Below are 16,026 nucleotides of genomic sequence, written 5' to 3' on the forward strand. Positions count from 1 at the left end.
TCATTTTCATCAGGAGATTTCATGACCGTTCCTTCCGGCTCCGCCGTGCGCCGCGACATTCCCAAGCCTTCCGAACCGGAAGAAACCGTCTGGGCCAGCGATGCCATCGCCGACATGCTGCGCGCGATGGACATCCCTTACGTGCTGCTGAACCCGGGCGCCAGCTTTCGCGGCCTGCACGACAGCATCGTCAACCACCTGGGCAATGAAAAGCCGCAGATGATGGTGGTGCTGCACGAGGAGCACGCGGTGGCGATTGCCCACGGCTACACCAAGGTCACCGGCAAGCCGCTGATCGCCATCCTGCACAGCAACGTCGGCCTGATGCACGGCTCCATGGCGATCTTCGACGCCTGGGTGGACCGCGTGCCCGTCATCGTGCTGGGCGCCACCGGCCCGGTCGACGCCAACAAGCGCCGTCCCTGGATCGACTGGATACACACCGCGCAAGACCAGGCCGCCCTGGTGCGCCACTTCATCAAGTGGGATTGCCAGCCCGCGTCGATTCCCTCGGCGCAGGAAGCGCTGCTGCGCGCGCGGCAGATCGCCACCACCGCGCCGCAAGGCCCGGTCTATGTCTGCTTTGATGCGGCGCTGCAGGAGTCGAAACTGACAGAGCGGCCGGCGATTCCCGATCCGGCGCGTTACCTTGCACCGCCGCAGGCCAGGCCTTCGGACGATGTCGTCGCGCAGGCCGCCGCGCTGCTGTCCGGCGCCAGCCGCCCGGTGATCCTGATGGGCCGCGTCACCCGCAGCGAAGCCGCCTGGGCCGAACGCATCAAGCTCGCCGAAACCCTGAACGCCGAAGTGCTGACCGACTTGCGCGTGGGCGCGGCCTTCCCGACCGACCACCCGCTGCATGCCGCGCCCAGCGGCGCCTTCCTCACGGCCAATGCGCAGGAAGTGCTGCGCGAAGCCGACGTGGTGCTGAGCCTGGACTGGCTGGACCTGTCGGGCACGCTCAAACAGGCCTGGGGCGACAAGCCCGTGGGCAGCAAGATCATCCAGGTCTCGGTCGACCACTACAGCCACAACGGCTGGAGCATGGACCACCAGGGCCTGCCGCCCGTCGACGTCTTCATGCTGTGCGAGCCCGAGCCGGCCGTCACCCTGCTGAACCAGCAAGTCAAGCCGCGCAAGACGCCTGCACCGGCCAAACGGCCGCTGCCCGTCTACCCGCCCGTGCAACCCGTGCCGGGCGCCTCGGGCGCCAGCAACATGATGGTGGCCACGCTGGCGGCCACGCTCAAGCGCGCCGTCGGCGACCAGAAGGTCTGCCTGATGCGCCTGCCGCTGAGCTGGAGCGGCGAGATGTGGGACTTCAAACACCCGCTGGACTTCCTCGGTTATGACGGCGGCGGCGGTATCGGGTCCGGCCCCGGCATGTCGATCGGTTCCGCACTGGGCCTCAAGGGCAGCGACCGCCTGCCCGTGGCCGTGATCGGCGACGGCGACTACATGATGGGCGTCAACGCGCTCTGGACGGCGGCCAATGCGCGCATCCCCATGCTGGTGGTGGTCTGCAACAACCGCTCCTTCTTCAACGACGAGGTGCACCAGGAACGCGTGGCGCGCCAGCGCAAGCGCCCGATCGAAAACCGCTGGATAGGCCAGCGCATCAGCGACCCGGCGCCCGACCTCGCCATGATGGCGCGCGGCCAGGGCCTGACGGGGATTGGCCCGGTCGAAGATGCCGGCGAACTCGAGAAGATCCTGGTGGATGCCATCGCCGCCGTCAAGCGCGGTGACACCGTGGTGGTCGACGTGGTGGTGCAGACCGGCTACAGCGCGGCCATGACGGCGGGGCTGACGCGGTCCAAGGATTAGCCTTTTTCCCTCTCCCGCTGGCGGGAGAGGGCAGGGTGAGGGTGGTACGGCCCTGGAGCCGTCACAGCATCCGAATGCGGAGAGCCCTCACCCCCACCCTCTCCCGCCAGCGGGAGAGGGAGTCATACAAAGCCAAGAGCATCAAAGGAAACACCAACATGCGCGCACACGAAATTCCCGCCGGCGTTTTGCCCACCCAACGCGGCCTCTACTACGGCGGCGCCTGGCACGCCCCCAAGGCCGGCGGCAAAGCCGAGACCTTCAACCCGACCTACAACGAAGCCATCACCACCGCGCCCATCGCCGATGCGGACGACGTGGACGCCGCTGTGCAGGCCGCCCACGCCGCCTTCCCGGCCTGGGCCGCCACGCCGCCGGTGGAGCGCGGGCGCTACCTGCGCAAAGCGGCAGCAGTGCTGCGCGAGCATGCCAAGCCGCTCGCGCTGCTGGACTCGCTCAACAACGGCAACCCGGTGTCGGCGCTCGCCATGGACGCTGGCTTTGCCGCCGACTGCCTCGACTATTTCGCGGGCCTGGCCACCGAGATCAAGGGCGAGACCATCCCCATGGGTGACGGCAACTTCAACTACACCATGCAGGAGCCGCTGGGCGTGATCGCCCGCATCGTCGCCTACAACCACCCCTTCATGTTCGCCGCCGCGCGCCTGGCCGCGCCGCTGGCCGCCGGCAACACCGTGGTCGTGAAATCGCCCGACCAGGCGCCGCTGTCCATCCTGCGGCTGGCCGAACTGGTGGGCGACATCTTCCCGCCCGGCGTGGCCAACTTTCTGTGCGGCGGCCGCGAGTGCGGCGACGCCATGGGCAAGCACCCGCTGGTGCGCAAGATCACGCTGATAGGCGGCGTGCCCACCGGCAAGGCCGTCATGAAGACGGCTTCGGACAACCTGAAACCTGTGCTGCTGGAATTGGGCGGCAAGAACGCGCTGATCGCCTACCCCGATGCCGATATCGACAAGCTTGTCAACGGCATCATTGGCGGCATGAACTTCACCTGGTCGGGCCAGAGCTGCGGCTCCACCAGCCGCGTGTTTTTGCATGAATCCATCCACGACCAGGTACTGGAAAAAGTCGTCAAGCTGCTGCCCGAGCGCCACAAGCCCGGCATCCCGACCGACCCGAAAACCACCATGGGCTCACTGGTCAGCCGCGCGCAACTCGAGAAGGTGCAAGGCTACGTCGCCAAAGGCCTGGAAGACGGCGGCCGACTGGTGTGCGGCGGCAAGCAGCCCACCGATCCGGCACTCAAGGACGGCTTCTTCTACGAAGCCACCGTGTTCGCCGACATGAAACCGCACATGCGCCTGGCGCAGGAAGAGGTCTTCGGCCCCATCATGTCCGTCTTCCGCTGGAGCGACGAGGACACGCTGTTCGAGCAGGTCAACGGCGTGGATTTCGGCCTCACGGGTTCCATCTGGACGCAGAACATCAACACCGCCCACCGCGCCGCCAGGCGCATCCAGACGGGTTACGTCTGGATCAACAACTCCAGCCAGCACTTCATGGGCGCGCCCTTCGGCGGCGTCAAGCAGTCGGGCATAGGGCGCGAAGAGTGTTTTGCCGAGCTGCTGGAATTCACTTATACGAAGAACGTGAACCTGAAGTTCGGTTGAATGTGATGGGTCGCCAGGAGCCCGGCCGCCTAGTCGGCGCTGGCGCCGGACGCTTTGACAATCTGCTTCCAGCTCTGGAACTCCGCCTCCTGGCGGCGCGCGAGTTCTGCCGGGCCGTCATGCAACATGACAATCCCCAGTTGTTCGAAACGTTGTTGCAGGGCCGGTGTCGCCAGCGCCGCTTTGACCGCGCCGTACAGCTTCTCGATGATGGCCGGCGGCGTACCCTTTGGCGCATAGAAGGCGACCCAGAGATCGCCGCTGAATCCGGGGATCTGCTCGCCGATGGCCGGCACATCCGGCAATAGCGCGACGCGGGCCACGCTGCTTACCCCCAGGGCGCGGAGCTTGCCCGCTTTGACGGTTTCCAGCACGGAGGGCAAGCTGGCGAACAGCATTGGCACCTGGTTGCCAAGCACATCGCTCATGGCCGGGCCCACCCCCTTGTAGGGAATGTGCTGCAGCTGCAAACCGCCTTTTACTTTCAGCATCTCGCCCAGCAAATGGTTCAGTGTGCCGCTTCCGGCGGAAGCGTACTGGTACTTGTCGGGATTTTCCTTGACGTGCGCGATGAATTCCTTGAGGTTCCGGGCAGGAAATGACGGGTGCACCACCAGAACGTTGGGCACAACCCCCACCGCGGCAACAGGAACAAAATCCTTGATCGGATCGAAGCGCGCATCCTTGTACACCCAGGGAACGATCAACTGATTGCTGTTGGCGGTGAAGAGGATGTTGTAGCCATCGGGGGCCTCGCGCTTCAAGGCTTGTGTGCCCACCACGCCTCCGGCTCCCGCCTTGTTGCTGACCACCACGGCCTGGCCCAGGGTGCGGCCCAGTTGCTCCGCCATGAGGCGGCCCACGATGTCCACGGTGCCGCCGGGGGCGGTGGGGACCGTGATGGTGATGGGGCGATCCGGGTACGCGGCGAGAGCCTGCGTGCTCCATATCCCCAGCGCGCATACCCAGATTGCCGCTGCTGTTGGAATGGTTCCTGGAAATTTCATGGTTTTCTCCGGTGATTGCGTGAATGAAGGCGCCAGGACGGCTGACGGTGCGTGGGGTTCCGCGGGTAAAAAAAACGGATACGGTTAGGGGCGGCCAAGGTGTTTCGATCGCTCATCGACAACCGGATGGATGGCTTCACCGCACGCCAGCAACTGTGCGTCGGAACCAGGCCGGCCGACCAGCTGGACGCCGAGCGGGAGACCCTCTTTGCTGAAGCTTGTCGGCAAGTGCAGGCAAGGCCACCCCAGCAGGGACCAGCCTTTGTTGAAAGCCGAGCTGCCGGTATGTTCAATGCCCCTGGGTGCCGGGCCCAGCGCACTCGAGGTCAGGATAAGGTCGGCATCGCCGAAATACGCCTCCCATTTGAGGCGCTCCGTTTCCTGAAAGGCTCTCATCCCCGAGTACCCCGCGGCTGAAATCGCCAGGCCTTTCTCCACTGCATTCAAAAGCCGCCGGCTGAGAAGTGAAGGCGAGCCCGTGACTGTCGGCAGAAGGTTGCGCGCGTATTCGAAATGCATGATCACGTCATAGGCCTCAAGCAACTGAAGGGCGGGCCCGAATGCCGGGACGGGCTTGATCAGCGCCACCCGGTTCGCCAGCGCCCGGCAGGCCGACGCCAGGGCCGCGTCGGCTTCCGCGCCGAGTTCATAACCCGGGTTGCCGTGCAGGAACGCGATCCTCAGTCCCTTCAGCGGGCGCATACCCTGCGCGCGCCCGTATGGCAGCAGGGCATGCCCGACGTCCGCCAGGCGCCGGACGCTGTCGCCGTACCAGCCAATGACGTCCAATGATTCGCAAGTCACTTTCATGCCCTCGCGGTCCACGGCACCGAAGGTCGGCTTGAACCCCGGCACGCCGCAAAACGCCGCCGGCCGGATCATCGAGCCCCCTGTCTGTGTGCCCAGTGCGAAAGGCACCATGCCGGCGGCCACAGCCGCGGCCGACCCGCTGGAGGAACCTCCCGGCGTGTACCGTAAATCGACAGGGTTGCGCGTGGCGCCCGGCGTCACGTAAGCAAACTCCGTGGTGACCGTTTTACCGATGGGGACGGCTCCTGCGGCGCGCAACAACGCGACGCAACCGGCGTCGAAATGGGCGACGGTGCCGGCATACGCGGCTGAGCCGCAAGAAGTCGGCATGCCGGCAACATCGATCATGTCCTTCACGCCAAACGGCAGGCCGGCCAACGCCCCTTCGGCGAGCTCTGGCGGCGCCAGCGAGGCTGCGCCGGCCACAAACTCCCATGCCTTTATCCGCCCATCGCAAGACGCTATTGCGTCAAGGGCCGCGCGCGCCGCAGCCAGCGCCTGCGGGCCCGGATGTTCCGTGTGAAAAGTGCGCGTTGAAGATGCGGCAAGGGTCAAGGGAAGGCTCAATTCAGTGGGATGAGGTTGATCGACACCCTGGATGCTAGGCGGTGTATTCTTGCTCGTCCAATTCTTAATTGATGAGCCACTATGACTAATATCGACATAATGAATCTGGATGGCCGCCTGCTTGCGGTGTTTTGCGCCGCTGCCGAAGAGCTGCATTTCGGCCGGGCTGCCGCGCGGCTTTTCATGAGCCAGCCGCCTTTCAGCCAGCAGGTCAAACGGCTGGAGGACCTGGTGGGGGCGAAGTTGTTCATCCGTACAACCCGCACCGTTCGGCTGACCCCGGCAGGCCAGGTGATGTACCAGCACGCGCGCCAGATATCGGGAGAAACGGAGCTCATGTTGCGGGCAGTCCGGCAGGCGGCACGCGGCGAGGCCGGCTCTCTCGTGATAGGCCTGACGCCGACGGCGGCCTGTTCTCCCCTGGCCGAGGCCCTGTATCACTACCGCACCGCGCATCCCGAGATTGAACTCGACCTGCGGGAAATGAATTCGAACGCCATGGAGGCGTCGATCAGGATGCACGCCATCGACGTGGCCCTGATGCGCCCGACACGAATGGATGCCGACATCCGGGCGATCGAGATATTCCAGGAACCCATGGTTCTGGCCGTTCGCCGGGACCACGCCTGGGCAGGGCGGCCGCGCGTGCCCGTCGAGGACATCGCGGACATTCCGCTGGTCGGTTATCTCCAGAGCACTTCGCCGTACTTTCGGGACATGCTGCAGTCCATGTTCGGACACACGGGAAAGCGCCCCCGCGTTGTTCAGGAGAGCGCGCTGCCCACCTTGCTCACGCTGGTGGAGGCGGGCATAGGTGCCGCGATAGTGCCGTGGACCATCTCGCGGGCCAGGGGTGGCTCCTTGCAGTTCCTGCCTCTGCGGGACCGGTCGAATTCGGTGGCCCGCATTGTGGTGGCCTGCCTGCGGGCGCCCACCAATCCGGCCGTCGAGGGTTTCGCCGCCGCGATGCGGCAGGCCCATACGCGTCTGGCCGACCAGGCCCAGGGTGAGGGCGAGGTCAGTGCGAGCGGCCGCCGCCCGCGCAAAGCACGAGCGGAGAAATAGCCGGGCCGGTCACGGCCGCGAACCTGCGTGCGCCGGGTTCTCTCGGGTTTTCAGTGCGCCATTTTTCCAAAGCGCCCGGCGTTGAAGTCCTTCATCGCCTGCACGATCTCCTCACGGGTGTTCATCACAAACGGCCCGTGGCCCACGATGGGCTCGTCGATCGGCTCGCCGCTGAGCAGCAGCAGCGTGGCGTCGCCGTTGGCTTCGACCTGCAGCGCTTCGCCTTCGCGGTCCAGCAGCGCCATCTGCGCTTCGCGCACCACCTCCTGGCCGTTGACCTGGACCGTGCCGTGCAGCACCACGAGCGCCGCCGTGCGGCCTTCGGGAATCGTCAGCACCACCGTCTTGCCCGCGCTCAGCCGCATGTCCCACAGGTCAATCGGCGTGAAGGTATGCGCCGGCCCCTTGTGGCCTTCGTAGTCGCCCGCGATCACGCGCACCGTGCCCGCGCCGTCCGGCAGGTCCACCTGCGGGATGTCCTTGTCCAGGATGCCCTGGTAGCCGGGCGCCGCCATCTTGTCTTTGGCCGGCAGGTTGACCCACAGTTGCACCATTTCAAACGGCCCGCCGGTGCGCGTGAACTCGCGTGAATGGAATTCCTCATGCAGGATGCCCGAGGCCGCCGTCATCCACTGCACGTCGCCCGGGCCGATCACGCCGCCGTTGCCGGTGGAGTCGCGGTGCTCCACCTCGCCCTTGTAGACGATGGTCACGGTCTCAAACCCGCGGTGCGGATGCTGGCCCACGCCGCGCGGCGTATCGGCCGGCTCGAACTGCGCCGGGCCGGCATAGTCCAGCAGCAAAAAGGGGCTCACGTGCGAGCCGAGCGTGTCATAGGTGAACAGCGACCGCACCGGAAAGCCGTCACCGACCCAGTGGCCGTGCGGGTTGCTGTAAATGCCCAGAACTTTTTTCATCGCGTCTTTCTCCAGTTTCCTGTGTGAGGCACGGCAAGATCCGGGCCAATGCAGGGCAGGTGGGGGCGAAAGGGCGCCCGCATTAGGGCGCAAAAGCGCATGTCTGCGTTCTGTTTTTAGAACAATTAAGAGGCAAGCGCAGGGCGCTGAAGAATGCCCCGCCAAAGCGCGGGGCGGGACGGCCTTGGGCTGAAAAACAAAAGGCCTCATGAGAGGCCTTTTTTGTTTGATGGGTCTGGAGCGTACTACCTGGCCTCAAGCCCTTCAAAGCAGGTGCTCAGCACCAGGGCGATGACTTCATCGTCGGTGTACAGCTCGCCCATTTTCAAAAACTCCAGCACAGGATCGCAGGCCCGGGCATACAGGGTGTAGAGCACCGCGATGGGCGGCAGCTTGGGATTGATCGCGCCTTTTGCCTGCGCCGCTTCGATCCAGGCGCCCAGGCGGTCGCTCACGTCCATGAGGCCGTCCATATAGTCCTTGTTGGCCATCAGCGCGGTGCGCAGGCTGGAGTTCTGGCTGGGCAGCGAAGGCATTTCACCCGCCAGCTTCAGGCCCATGGTCCACGCCACCACCTTGCGCAGCTTGTCCACGGCGGACAGCTCGGCGGGCAGGGTGTCCAGAAAGGCCTGCGCCCGGCGCATGACCGACACCATGGCGGCCGCCGCCAGGTCTTCCTTGCTCGGGAAGTGCTTGTACAGGCTGGCTTTGGCAATGCCCACCGCGGCGGCCACTTCGTCCACCGTCATGGCTTCAAAGCCTTTTTCCGCCAGCAAACGGTTCACCGACTGGATGATGGCGTCTTCACGCGCCAGCAGCATTTGTGCCTTGAAAGAGGGCTTGGAGGGGAGGGTGTCAGGAGTCATGGGCCTGATTTTAGCCAGTTTGGTGTGAAAAAAGAATTACAAGGAAATATTAATACTAGTTGGTTTTAATAAATACTGAGTGGTATAGAATTGACCCAAGCAATTCAAGGAGCATGCGTGTCGATCAAAGTAGCCATCGTGGGTTCGGGTATTTCAGGCCTGGCGGCCGCCCATGCACTCGGGGGCAAGGCGGAGGTCACGCTGCTGGAGGCCGGCGGCTATTTCGGCGGCCACACCCACACCGTCGATGTGACGCTTCCCACGCCGCGCGGCGAGGTCACCCACGGGGTGGATACCGGGTTCCTGGTGCTGAACGAGCGCACCTACCCGCAACTGATCAAGCTCCTGGCCGAGCTCGACGTGGCGAGCGTCAAGTCGGACATGTCGTTTTCGGTGCAGACCGATGATGCCGCCAACGGCCACTCAGTCGAGTGGAGCGGCTCCAGCCTGAACACCGTGTTTGCGCAGCGCGGCAACCTGCTCAAACCGCGCTTTTGGGGCATGCTGCGCGACCTGCGGCGTTTTAACGCCCTGGCCACCCGCATGGCCCGGAGCGGAACCGATGCGCAACTGGGCCAGCCGCTCGGACAGTTCCTGGACCAGCAAGGCTTCGGCGCCGCGTTTCGCGACTGGTATTTCCTGCCCATGATGGCCTGCATCTGGAGCTGCCCGACCGCGCAGATGTTGCAGTTCCCCGTTTCGACCATGGTGCGCTTTTGCCACAACCACGGCCTGCTGCAAGTCACCAACCGCCCCCAGTGGTGGACGGTCCAGGGCGGCGCCCGGCACTATGTCGAAAAAATCATCGCGCGCATTGCCGACAAGCGGCTGAACACCCCCGTGCGCCGCATCGAACACGTGGGCGATACGCCGGACGGCAAAGGCGGCGTGCGCATCCACACCGACGCGGGCGCCGAACTGTTTGACAAGGTCATCATCGCCACCCATTCCGACCAGGCCCTGCGCATGCTGGCCGAGCCCTCGGACCGGGAACGCGACACCCTGGGCGCCATTCACTACCAGTCCAACAAGGCCGTGCTGCACACCGATGCCTCGGTCCTGCCGGCGCGCAAGGCGGCTTGGGCGGCCTGGAACTATGAGCGCGCGGCCGCGCCGGGGCAGGAGGGCGCGCGCGTGTGCCTGCATTACCTGCTTAACCGCCTGCAGCCGCTGCCCTGGGAGCAGCCGGTGATCGTGTCCCTGAACCCGGTGCGCCCCATCGCGCAAGACAAAATCATCGGCGAGTACGACTACGCCCACCCGGTGTTTGATGCGGTCGCCGTGGCTGCGCAACAGTGCATGCCGGCACTGCAAGGCAAAAACCATCGCTACTATGCCGGCGCGTGGATGGGCTACGGTTTCCATGAAGACGGCCTCAAGGCCGGGCTGGCTGCCGCCGCGCAGCTGTTGGCGGACACATGAAGCAGCCCGTGCCGCTCATCGGTTTCGGCCAGGTGCGCCACACCCGCCTGCGCCCGCGGCGCCACGCATTTGTGTACCCCACTTATTTCCTGATGCTGCCGCTGCGCAGCCTGCACAGGCAGGCGCCCCGGCCCGGCCAGTGGGACATCAACCGCGCGGGCCCGCTCAGCTTTTTCGAGACCGACCATGGCGACGGGCGCGGCCTGGAGCAGGGCGGCGCCATCGCCTGGTTGGACGACGTGCTGCGGCGCGAAGGCATCCATGACGCGACCGGCGAGGCCTGGCTGCACACCTATCCGCGCGTGCTGGGCTACACCTTCAAGCCGGTGAGCTTCTGGTATTGCCACCGCGCCGCGGGCGACCAGGGTGGCGCGCTGCGCGCCATCGTGGTGGAAGTCAACAACACCTTCGGCGAGCGGCACTGCTATGTGCTGGACGCCCCGCGCTATGGCGTGGAACAGCGCGCGGACAAGGTGTTCCATGTCTCCCCCTTCAACCCGGTGCAGGGCCATTACCGCTTCCGCTTCATGCGCAGCGAAGACGGCGAACACGGCGAACAGCCCCGCACGGTGGCCCGCGTCGATTTCTATGACGACGACGCCGACGGCGTTGTCGCCGACGCCGCCGTGCTGCAAACCAGCGTCAGCGGCACGCTGCAGCCGATCACGCCCGCCGCCTTGCGCCGCGCCGTCTGGCGCTATCCCGCGATGACGCTGGGCGTGGTGCTGCACATCCATGTCCAGGCGCTGCGCCTGTGGCTGAAAAAAGTGCCTTTCTTCCGCAAACCCGCGCCGCCGCAAACCTTTGTCTCGCGCTAGCGGCCCCGCCGCAGCGCATACGCCCCCTTCCAGGAGTCCGACATGAACGCCGTTACCCGCACCGCCCAAGGCCATGCGTTTCCCAAGGATGCGCCGGCCGCCGCCCGAAGCGCGCTGCGCCTGCTGCAAAACCTGCGCCACGGCGCGCTGACCCTGCACCTGCCCGACGGCTCGCAGCGCCGCTTCGGCGAGCACCCGCAGCAGCACGACATGCATGGCCCCGGGCACCCCAGCGCCAGCATCACGCTGCACAACTGGAAGGTGTTCGGCGCCGCGCTCAAGTCCGGCGACATCGGCTTTGCCGAGAGCTACATCGCCGGCGACTGGAGCACGCCCAACCTGACCGAGCTGCTCAAGCTCTTCTCCGCCAACCGCCGCGAGGTCGAAGCCATGATCTTCGGCACCTGGTTGGGCCGGCTGCTGTACCGCGTCAAGCACCTGCTGCACCACAACAGCCGCGCCAACAGCCGCAAGAACATCCACGCCCACTACGACCTGGGCAACGCGTTCTACCGCCTGTGGCTGGACGAGACCATGAACTACTCCGGCGCCTGGTTCGAGGGCGACCTGTCCCGCCCCATGCCCGAGGCGCAAAACGCCAAGGTGCGCCGAGCGCTCGACATGGCCGGCGTGAAGCCCGGCGACCGCGTGCTGGAAATCGGCTGCGGCTGGGGCGCGCTGGCCGAACAGGCCGCCGCCGGACGCGGCGCGGCCGTGGTCGGCGTGACGCTGAGCACCGAGCAGCTGGCCTATGCCAATGAGCGCATGCAGCGCCTGGGGGTCAGCACCGGCACGGGCGGTCGCGCCGACCTGCGCCTGCAGGATTACCGCGACATCAAGGATGCGCCCTTTGACGCGATCTGCTCCATCGAGATGGTGGAAGCCGTGGGCCAGGCCTATTGGCCCACCTACTTTGCCGCCGTGAGCCGCCTGCTCAAACCCGGCGCGCGCGCCTGCGTGCAAAGCATCGTCATCCACGACGCGCTGTTCGACCGCTATGTGGGCTCGACCGACTTCATCCAGCAGTACATCTTCCCCGGCGGCTGCCTGCCTTGCCCGCGGGAGTTCCGCCGCCAGGCCCAGGCCGCCGGCCTGGAGGTGGTGGACGAATTCGCTTTCGGCGCGGACTACGCCGAGACGCTGCGCCGCTGGCGCGATGCCTTCACGGCGCGCGCGGCCGAGGTGGCGGCGCTCGGCTTTGACGAACGCTTCATGCGCATCTGGGCGTTCTACCTGGCCTATTGCGAGGCCGCCTTCGACACCGGCGACATCAACCTGATGCAGTTCACCTTGCGCAAGCCCGCCGCGGTTCCGGTATGAAAGCCATCAAGAACGCGGCTGCCTGCGCGATAGTCGCGGCGGCCGCCTGCCTGCATGGCGTGCCCGCCCAGGCCCAGGCCTTGCCGCAGGAACTGCGCCCCGGCTTGCCCGCGGCCAGCCTGTCCGGCCAGGCCAAATTCACCTACTGGGGCTTTGAGGTCTACCAGGCCACACTCTGGGTCGCCCCCGGCTTTGCCGCGCCGGCCTATGACAAAAGCCCCTTCGCGCTGGAGCTGGCCTACCTGCGCGACTTCAAGGGCGCGGACATTGCGAAACGCTCCATCGCCGAAATGCGCCGCCAGGCGCCCGTGACTCCCATGTCCCCGGCGCAGGAAGCCGCCTGGGAAGCCCGGATGCGCGCGCTGTTCCCCGACGTCGGCGCCGGCGACCGCATCACCGGCGTGCACCAGCCCGGCACCGGCGCGGTGTTCTGGCACAACGGCCGCCTGCTCGGTGAAGTGCGCGACCCGTTGTTCGCCAAACTCTTCTTCGGCATCTGGCTGTCCCCGCAAACCTCCGAGCCGCAAATGCGCCGCGCGCTGCTCGCGCAGGACAAATCCCCGGCCCCGGCGGGCGCCCCACCATGAATCCCTCCATGGCCGCGCCCATTGAAGCCGCGCCCCGGGTTCTGGGTGTGAGTGGCGGCGCGCGCTACGGCCTGCTGGGCCTGCCCCTGGCGTTTTGCGCCTTGCCGCTCTATGTCCTGATGCCCAATCTGTACACGCGCCAGTGGGGTGTCTCGCTCGCGGCTTTGGGCGCCGTGCTGCTGGGCGCGCGCCTGCTCGATGCCGTCATAGACCCGCTGCTGGGCCGCTTGTGCGACCGCCTCTATGCCGCCTCATTGCACGCCGTGCTGGCCATGGGCGCGGTGGCCGCGGTAGTGCTGGCGCTCGGATTTTCTTTTTTGTTTGTGCCGCTGGTCAGTGAACCCGCGGCGCTGCTGTGGTGGGCGGGCTTCTGGCTGGTCGTGACCTACGCGGCCTACAGCGCCTTGTCGATCGCGCACCAGTCCTGGGGTGCCATGCTGGGCGGCGACGCGCTCTACCGCAGCCGCGTCGTGGCCTGGCGCGAAGGGCTGGGCCTGGTGGGCGTGCTGCTCGCGTCGGTCACGCCCGCGCTGCTGGGCGTGCCCGTCATGCTGGCCCTGCTGGTCGCCGGCCTGGCAGGCGGCTGGTGGGCCTGGCGCGCGGCGCCCCGGCCCGAGCGCCGCCCTGCGGCGGCAATTGCGGCAGACACCGCCGCCGGCGCGCTGCGGCATCCGTGGCGCAACCCCGACTTTCGCCGCCTCCTGGGCGTCTACCTGCTCAACGGCATCGCCAGCGCCATCCCGGCCACGCTGGTGCTGTTTTTCCTGCAAGACCGTTTGCTGGCCAGCGAGGCCATGCAGTCCGCCGCGCTGGCCGTGTACTTTGTCTGCGGCGCGCTGTCCATGCCGCTGTGGCTGCGCGCGGTCAAGCGCTGGGGGCTGGCGCACAGCTGGCGCTTCGGCATGCTGCTGTCCATCGCGGTTTTTCTGGGCGCGAGCCGGCTGGGCGCGGGCGACGCGCCCTGGTTCCTGCTGGTGTGCGCCCTGTCCGGCGCGGCCCTGGGCAGCGACCTGGTCCTGCCCGGCGCGCTGCTGGCCGGCGTCATCGCCAGGGCCGGTGACCGCGGCCGCGCCGAAGGCGCTTACTTCGGCTGGTGGAACTTCGCCACCAAGCTCAACCTCGCGCTGGCCGCCGGCCTGGCCCTGCCTTTGCTGGGCTGGCTCGGTTATGTGCCCGGCGTGCGGGATGCCAACGCGTCCGCCTTGCTCACCGCCGCCTACTGCCTCCTTCCCTGCGCGCTCAAAGCCCTGGCGGCCGGCGCGCTGCATTTTTTCATCCTCCCAACCACGGCCCCGCCGCACACCCCATGACACAACGCACTTTTTTCCACCGCTCACGCCTTCTCGCCGTCCTCGTGTGCGCCGCCTTGCTGGGCGCCTGCGGCACGCCGCAAGTGCAGGACTACGCCAAAGAGACCCCGGTGCTGGAACTGCGCGACTACTTCAACGGCACGCTCGATGCCTACGGCATCTTCACCGACCGCTCGGGCAAGGTCGTCAAGCGCTTTAGCGTGGTGATGACCTGCACCTGGAAGGGTGACGCCGGCGTGCTCGACGAAGCCTTCAGCTATTCCGACGGCACGACTCAGCGGCGCATCTGGCGCCTCACGCGCCACGCCGACGGCCGCTACACCGGCCAGGCCGACGACGTCGTGGGCACCGCCGAGGGCCGGCAAAGCGGCAACGCCTTCAACTGGGCCTACACCCTGGCCCTGCCGGTGGACGGCCGGGTGATCAACGTGCAGTTTGACGACTGGATGTACCTCATGAACGACAAGGTCATGCTCAACAAGGCCGCCATGCGCAAGTGGGGCGTGGGCCTGGGCGAAGTGACGCTGTCCTTCACCAAACGCTGAACGCCATGGCACTGAATTCCCGCATACAGGACTGGCGCGGCCGCACGGTCTGGCTGGTCGGCGCCTCCACCGGCATAGGCCGCGCCACCGCGTCGGCGCTGCACGCCCAGGGCACCAGGGTGGTGGTGTCGGCCCGCGGCGCGGATGCGCTCAACACCTTTGTCGATGCCCACCCCGGCGCCCTGGCCCTGCCGCTGGACGTCACCGACGCGCAGGCCGTCAAGGCCGCGGCCGCAACGCTGGCCGCGCAGGATGCGCTGGACTGCGTCGTGTACTGCGCGGGCCACTACCACGCCATGGACGCCGCCCACATGGACCTGGCCGACCTGCTGCGGCACAACGAAGTCAATTACCTCGGCGCGCTCTATATGCTCGACGCCGTGGTGCCGCAGCTGCTGGCGCGACAGCCGGACACGCGCACCGGCCAGCGCGGCCACATCAGCCTGATGGGCAGCGTCGCCGGCTACCGCGGCCTGCCCAACAGCCTGGCCTACGGCCCCACCAAGGCCGCGCTCATCAACCTCGCCGAAACCCTGTACCTGGACCTGCACGCCCGCGGCGTCGGTGTCTCCCTCATCAACCCGGGCTTCGTCAACACACCGCTGACGCAACAGAACCAGTTCAAGATGCCCGCCCTGATCACCCCCGAACAGGCGGCCCAGGAAATACTCAAGGGCTGGGCGCGCGGAGAATTTGAAATTCACTTCCCCAAACGCTTCACCCGCTGGATGAAAGCCCTGCAGCTTTTGCCTTACCCTCTATTTTTCGCGGCGACACGCCGCCTCAGGCAGGCCTAGACAATCCATGAACTCCACCCCATCCGCTGCCGACCGCATTGCAAACACCTTCCAGCTTCTCACCCTCCCGGGCGTGGAAACCCTGGGCGCCATCTACGCCCCCGACGCGCGCTTCAAGGACCCCTTCAACGACGTGCAAGGCCTGGCCGAAATCCAGCGCATCTTTCGCCACATGTACGCCAGCCTGGACAACCCGCGCTTCGTCGTCACCGGGCGCATCGTGCAGGGCGAGCAGTGCTTCCTGACCTGGGAGTTCCACTTTGCCTTCAAAAATTTCCAGCGGGGAAGGGCGCAGCGCATCCTGGGCGGCTCGCACCTGGTGCTGGACGGCGAGGGCCGCATCACGCTGCATCGCGATTACTGGGACGCGGCTGAAGAGCTGTATGAAAAGCTGCCTGTGGTCGGCGGCTTGATGAGGTGGTTGAAGCGGCGCGGCGGTTCGTCATAGATGACTGCCTCACCGCAAAGCAGACATTCCTCCCAGTGATCGAATCCAGCGGACGCATTGTCTGCCCGGCCTCAACCTTCAGCACATGC

General features: G+C 66.3%; 15 protein-coding genes. 11 read left to right on the forward strand and 4 right to left on the reverse strand.

Going from position 1 to position 16,026, the window contains the following annotated elements:
- The first annotated feature begins 21 nt into the window (after positions 1-21).
- Both ACLV74_RS08450 and ACLV74_RS08455 read left to right on the forward strand, forming a co-directional pair.
- On the forward strand, positions 22-1,827 hold the full coding sequence (locus ACLV74_RS08450) for a thiamine pyrophosphate-binding protein (protein WP_411878934.1): 1,806 nt from the start codon (positions 22-24) through the stop codon (positions 1,825-1,827).
- Between the two features lie 158 nt (positions 1,828-1,985).
- Positions 1,986-3,458: an aldehyde dehydrogenase family protein gene (locus ACLV74_RS08455; protein ID WP_411878935.1), complete on the forward strand. Its 1,473-nt coding sequence runs from the start codon at positions 1,986-1,988 to the stop codon at positions 3,456-3,458.
- A 29-nt stretch (positions 3,459-3,487) separates the two neighbouring features.
- Here ACLV74_RS08455 and ACLV74_RS08460 read toward each other — a convergent pair whose 3' ends face one another.
- A complete protein-coding gene (locus ACLV74_RS08460; RefSeq protein WP_411878936.1) occupies positions 3,488-4,465 on the reverse strand; it encodes a Bug family tripartite tricarboxylate transporter substrate binding protein in 978 nt (325 codons plus the stop codon).
- A gap of 84 nt (positions 4,466-4,549) precedes the next feature.
- Positions 4,550-5,830, reverse strand: coding sequence for an amidase (locus ACLV74_RS08465; protein WP_411878937.1), 1,281 nt, complete (start codon positions 5,828-5,830; stop codon positions 4,550-4,552).
- A 93-nt stretch (positions 5,831-5,923) separates the two neighbouring features.
- On the opposite strand from ACLV74_RS08465, the gene ACLV74_RS08470 reads away from it, so the two are divergent.
- Positions 5,924-6,907, forward strand: a complete 984-nt coding sequence (locus ACLV74_RS08470) for a LysR family transcriptional regulator (protein ID WP_411878938.1) — start codon at positions 5,924-5,926, stop codon at positions 6,905-6,907.
- A gap of 50 nt (positions 6,908-6,957) precedes the next feature.
- On the opposite strand, the gene ACLV74_RS08475 is transcribed toward ACLV74_RS08470, so the two are convergent.
- Together ACLV74_RS08475 and ACLV74_RS08480 are read right to left on the reverse strand one after the other, a co-directional pair.
- A complete protein-coding gene (locus tag ACLV74_RS08475) occupies positions 6,958-7,824 on the reverse strand; it encodes a pirin family protein (protein ID WP_411878939.1) in 867 nt (288 codons plus the stop codon).
- Positions 7,825-8,069: 245 nt separating this feature from the next.
- On the reverse strand, positions 8,070-8,690 hold the full coding sequence (locus ACLV74_RS08480; protein ID WP_411878940.1) for a TetR/AcrR family transcriptional regulator: 621 nt from the start codon (positions 8,688-8,690) through the stop codon (positions 8,070-8,072).
- 123 nt (positions 8,691-8,813) lie between these two features.
- Here ACLV74_RS08480 and ACLV74_RS08485 point away from each other — a divergent pair, with 123 nt between their 5' ends.
- From ACLV74_RS08485 to ACLV74_RS08520, 8 genes are read left to right on the forward strand one after another with little or no spacing between them, the layout of a single operon-like run.
- On the forward strand, positions 8,814-10,112 hold the full coding sequence (locus ACLV74_RS08485) for an NAD(P)/FAD-dependent oxidoreductase (RefSeq protein WP_411878953.1): 1,299 nt from the start codon (positions 8,814-8,816) through the stop codon (positions 10,110-10,112).
- Complete coding sequence (locus ACLV74_RS08490) at positions 10,109-10,930, forward strand: DUF1365 domain-containing protein (protein ID WP_411878941.1); 822 nt, start codon at positions 10,109-10,111, stop codon at positions 10,928-10,930. The genes ACLV74_RS08485 and ACLV74_RS08490 overlap by 4 nt, the downstream gene beginning before the upstream one ends.
- 42 nt (positions 10,931-10,972) lie before the next feature.
- Complete coding sequence (locus ACLV74_RS08495; protein ID WP_411878942.1) at positions 10,973-12,250, forward strand: class I SAM-dependent methyltransferase; 1,278 nt, start codon at positions 10,973-10,975, stop codon at positions 12,248-12,250.
- Complete coding sequence (locus tag ACLV74_RS08500) at positions 12,247-12,837, forward strand: chalcone isomerase family protein (protein WP_411878943.1); 591 nt, start codon at positions 12,247-12,249, stop codon at positions 12,835-12,837. The genes ACLV74_RS08495 and ACLV74_RS08500 overlap by 4 nt, the downstream gene beginning before the upstream one ends.
- The gene (locus ACLV74_RS08505; RefSeq protein ID WP_411878944.1) at positions 12,834-14,147 is read left to right on the forward strand and encodes an MFS transporter; all 1,314 of its coding nucleotides are present in this window, start codon (positions 12,834-12,836) and stop codon (positions 14,145-14,147) included. The genes ACLV74_RS08500 and ACLV74_RS08505 overlap by 4 nt, the downstream gene beginning before the upstream one ends.
- Entirely contained in the window at positions 14,144-14,692 is a 549-nt protein-coding gene (locus ACLV74_RS08510; protein ID WP_411878945.1) for a DUF3833 domain-containing protein, read from the forward strand. The genes ACLV74_RS08505 and ACLV74_RS08510 overlap by 4 nt, the downstream gene beginning before the upstream one ends.
- 5 nt (positions 14,693-14,697) lie before the next feature.
- Positions 14,698-15,489, forward strand: coding sequence for an SDR family NAD(P)-dependent oxidoreductase (locus ACLV74_RS08515; RefSeq protein ID WP_411878946.1), 792 nt, complete (start codon positions 14,698-14,700; stop codon positions 15,487-15,489).
- Between the two features lie 7 nt (positions 15,490-15,496).
- On the forward strand, positions 15,497-15,937 hold the full coding sequence (locus ACLV74_RS08520; protein ID WP_411878947.1) for a nuclear transport factor 2 family protein: 441 nt from the start codon (positions 15,497-15,499) through the stop codon (positions 15,935-15,937).
- The last annotated feature ends 89 nt before the right edge of the window (positions 15,938-16,026 follow it).

The sequence above is a fragment of the Polaromonas sp. YR568 genome, assembly GCF_943369415.1.
Lineage (GTDB): Bacteria > Pseudomonadota > Gammaproteobacteria > Burkholderiales > Burkholderiaceae_C > Polaromonas.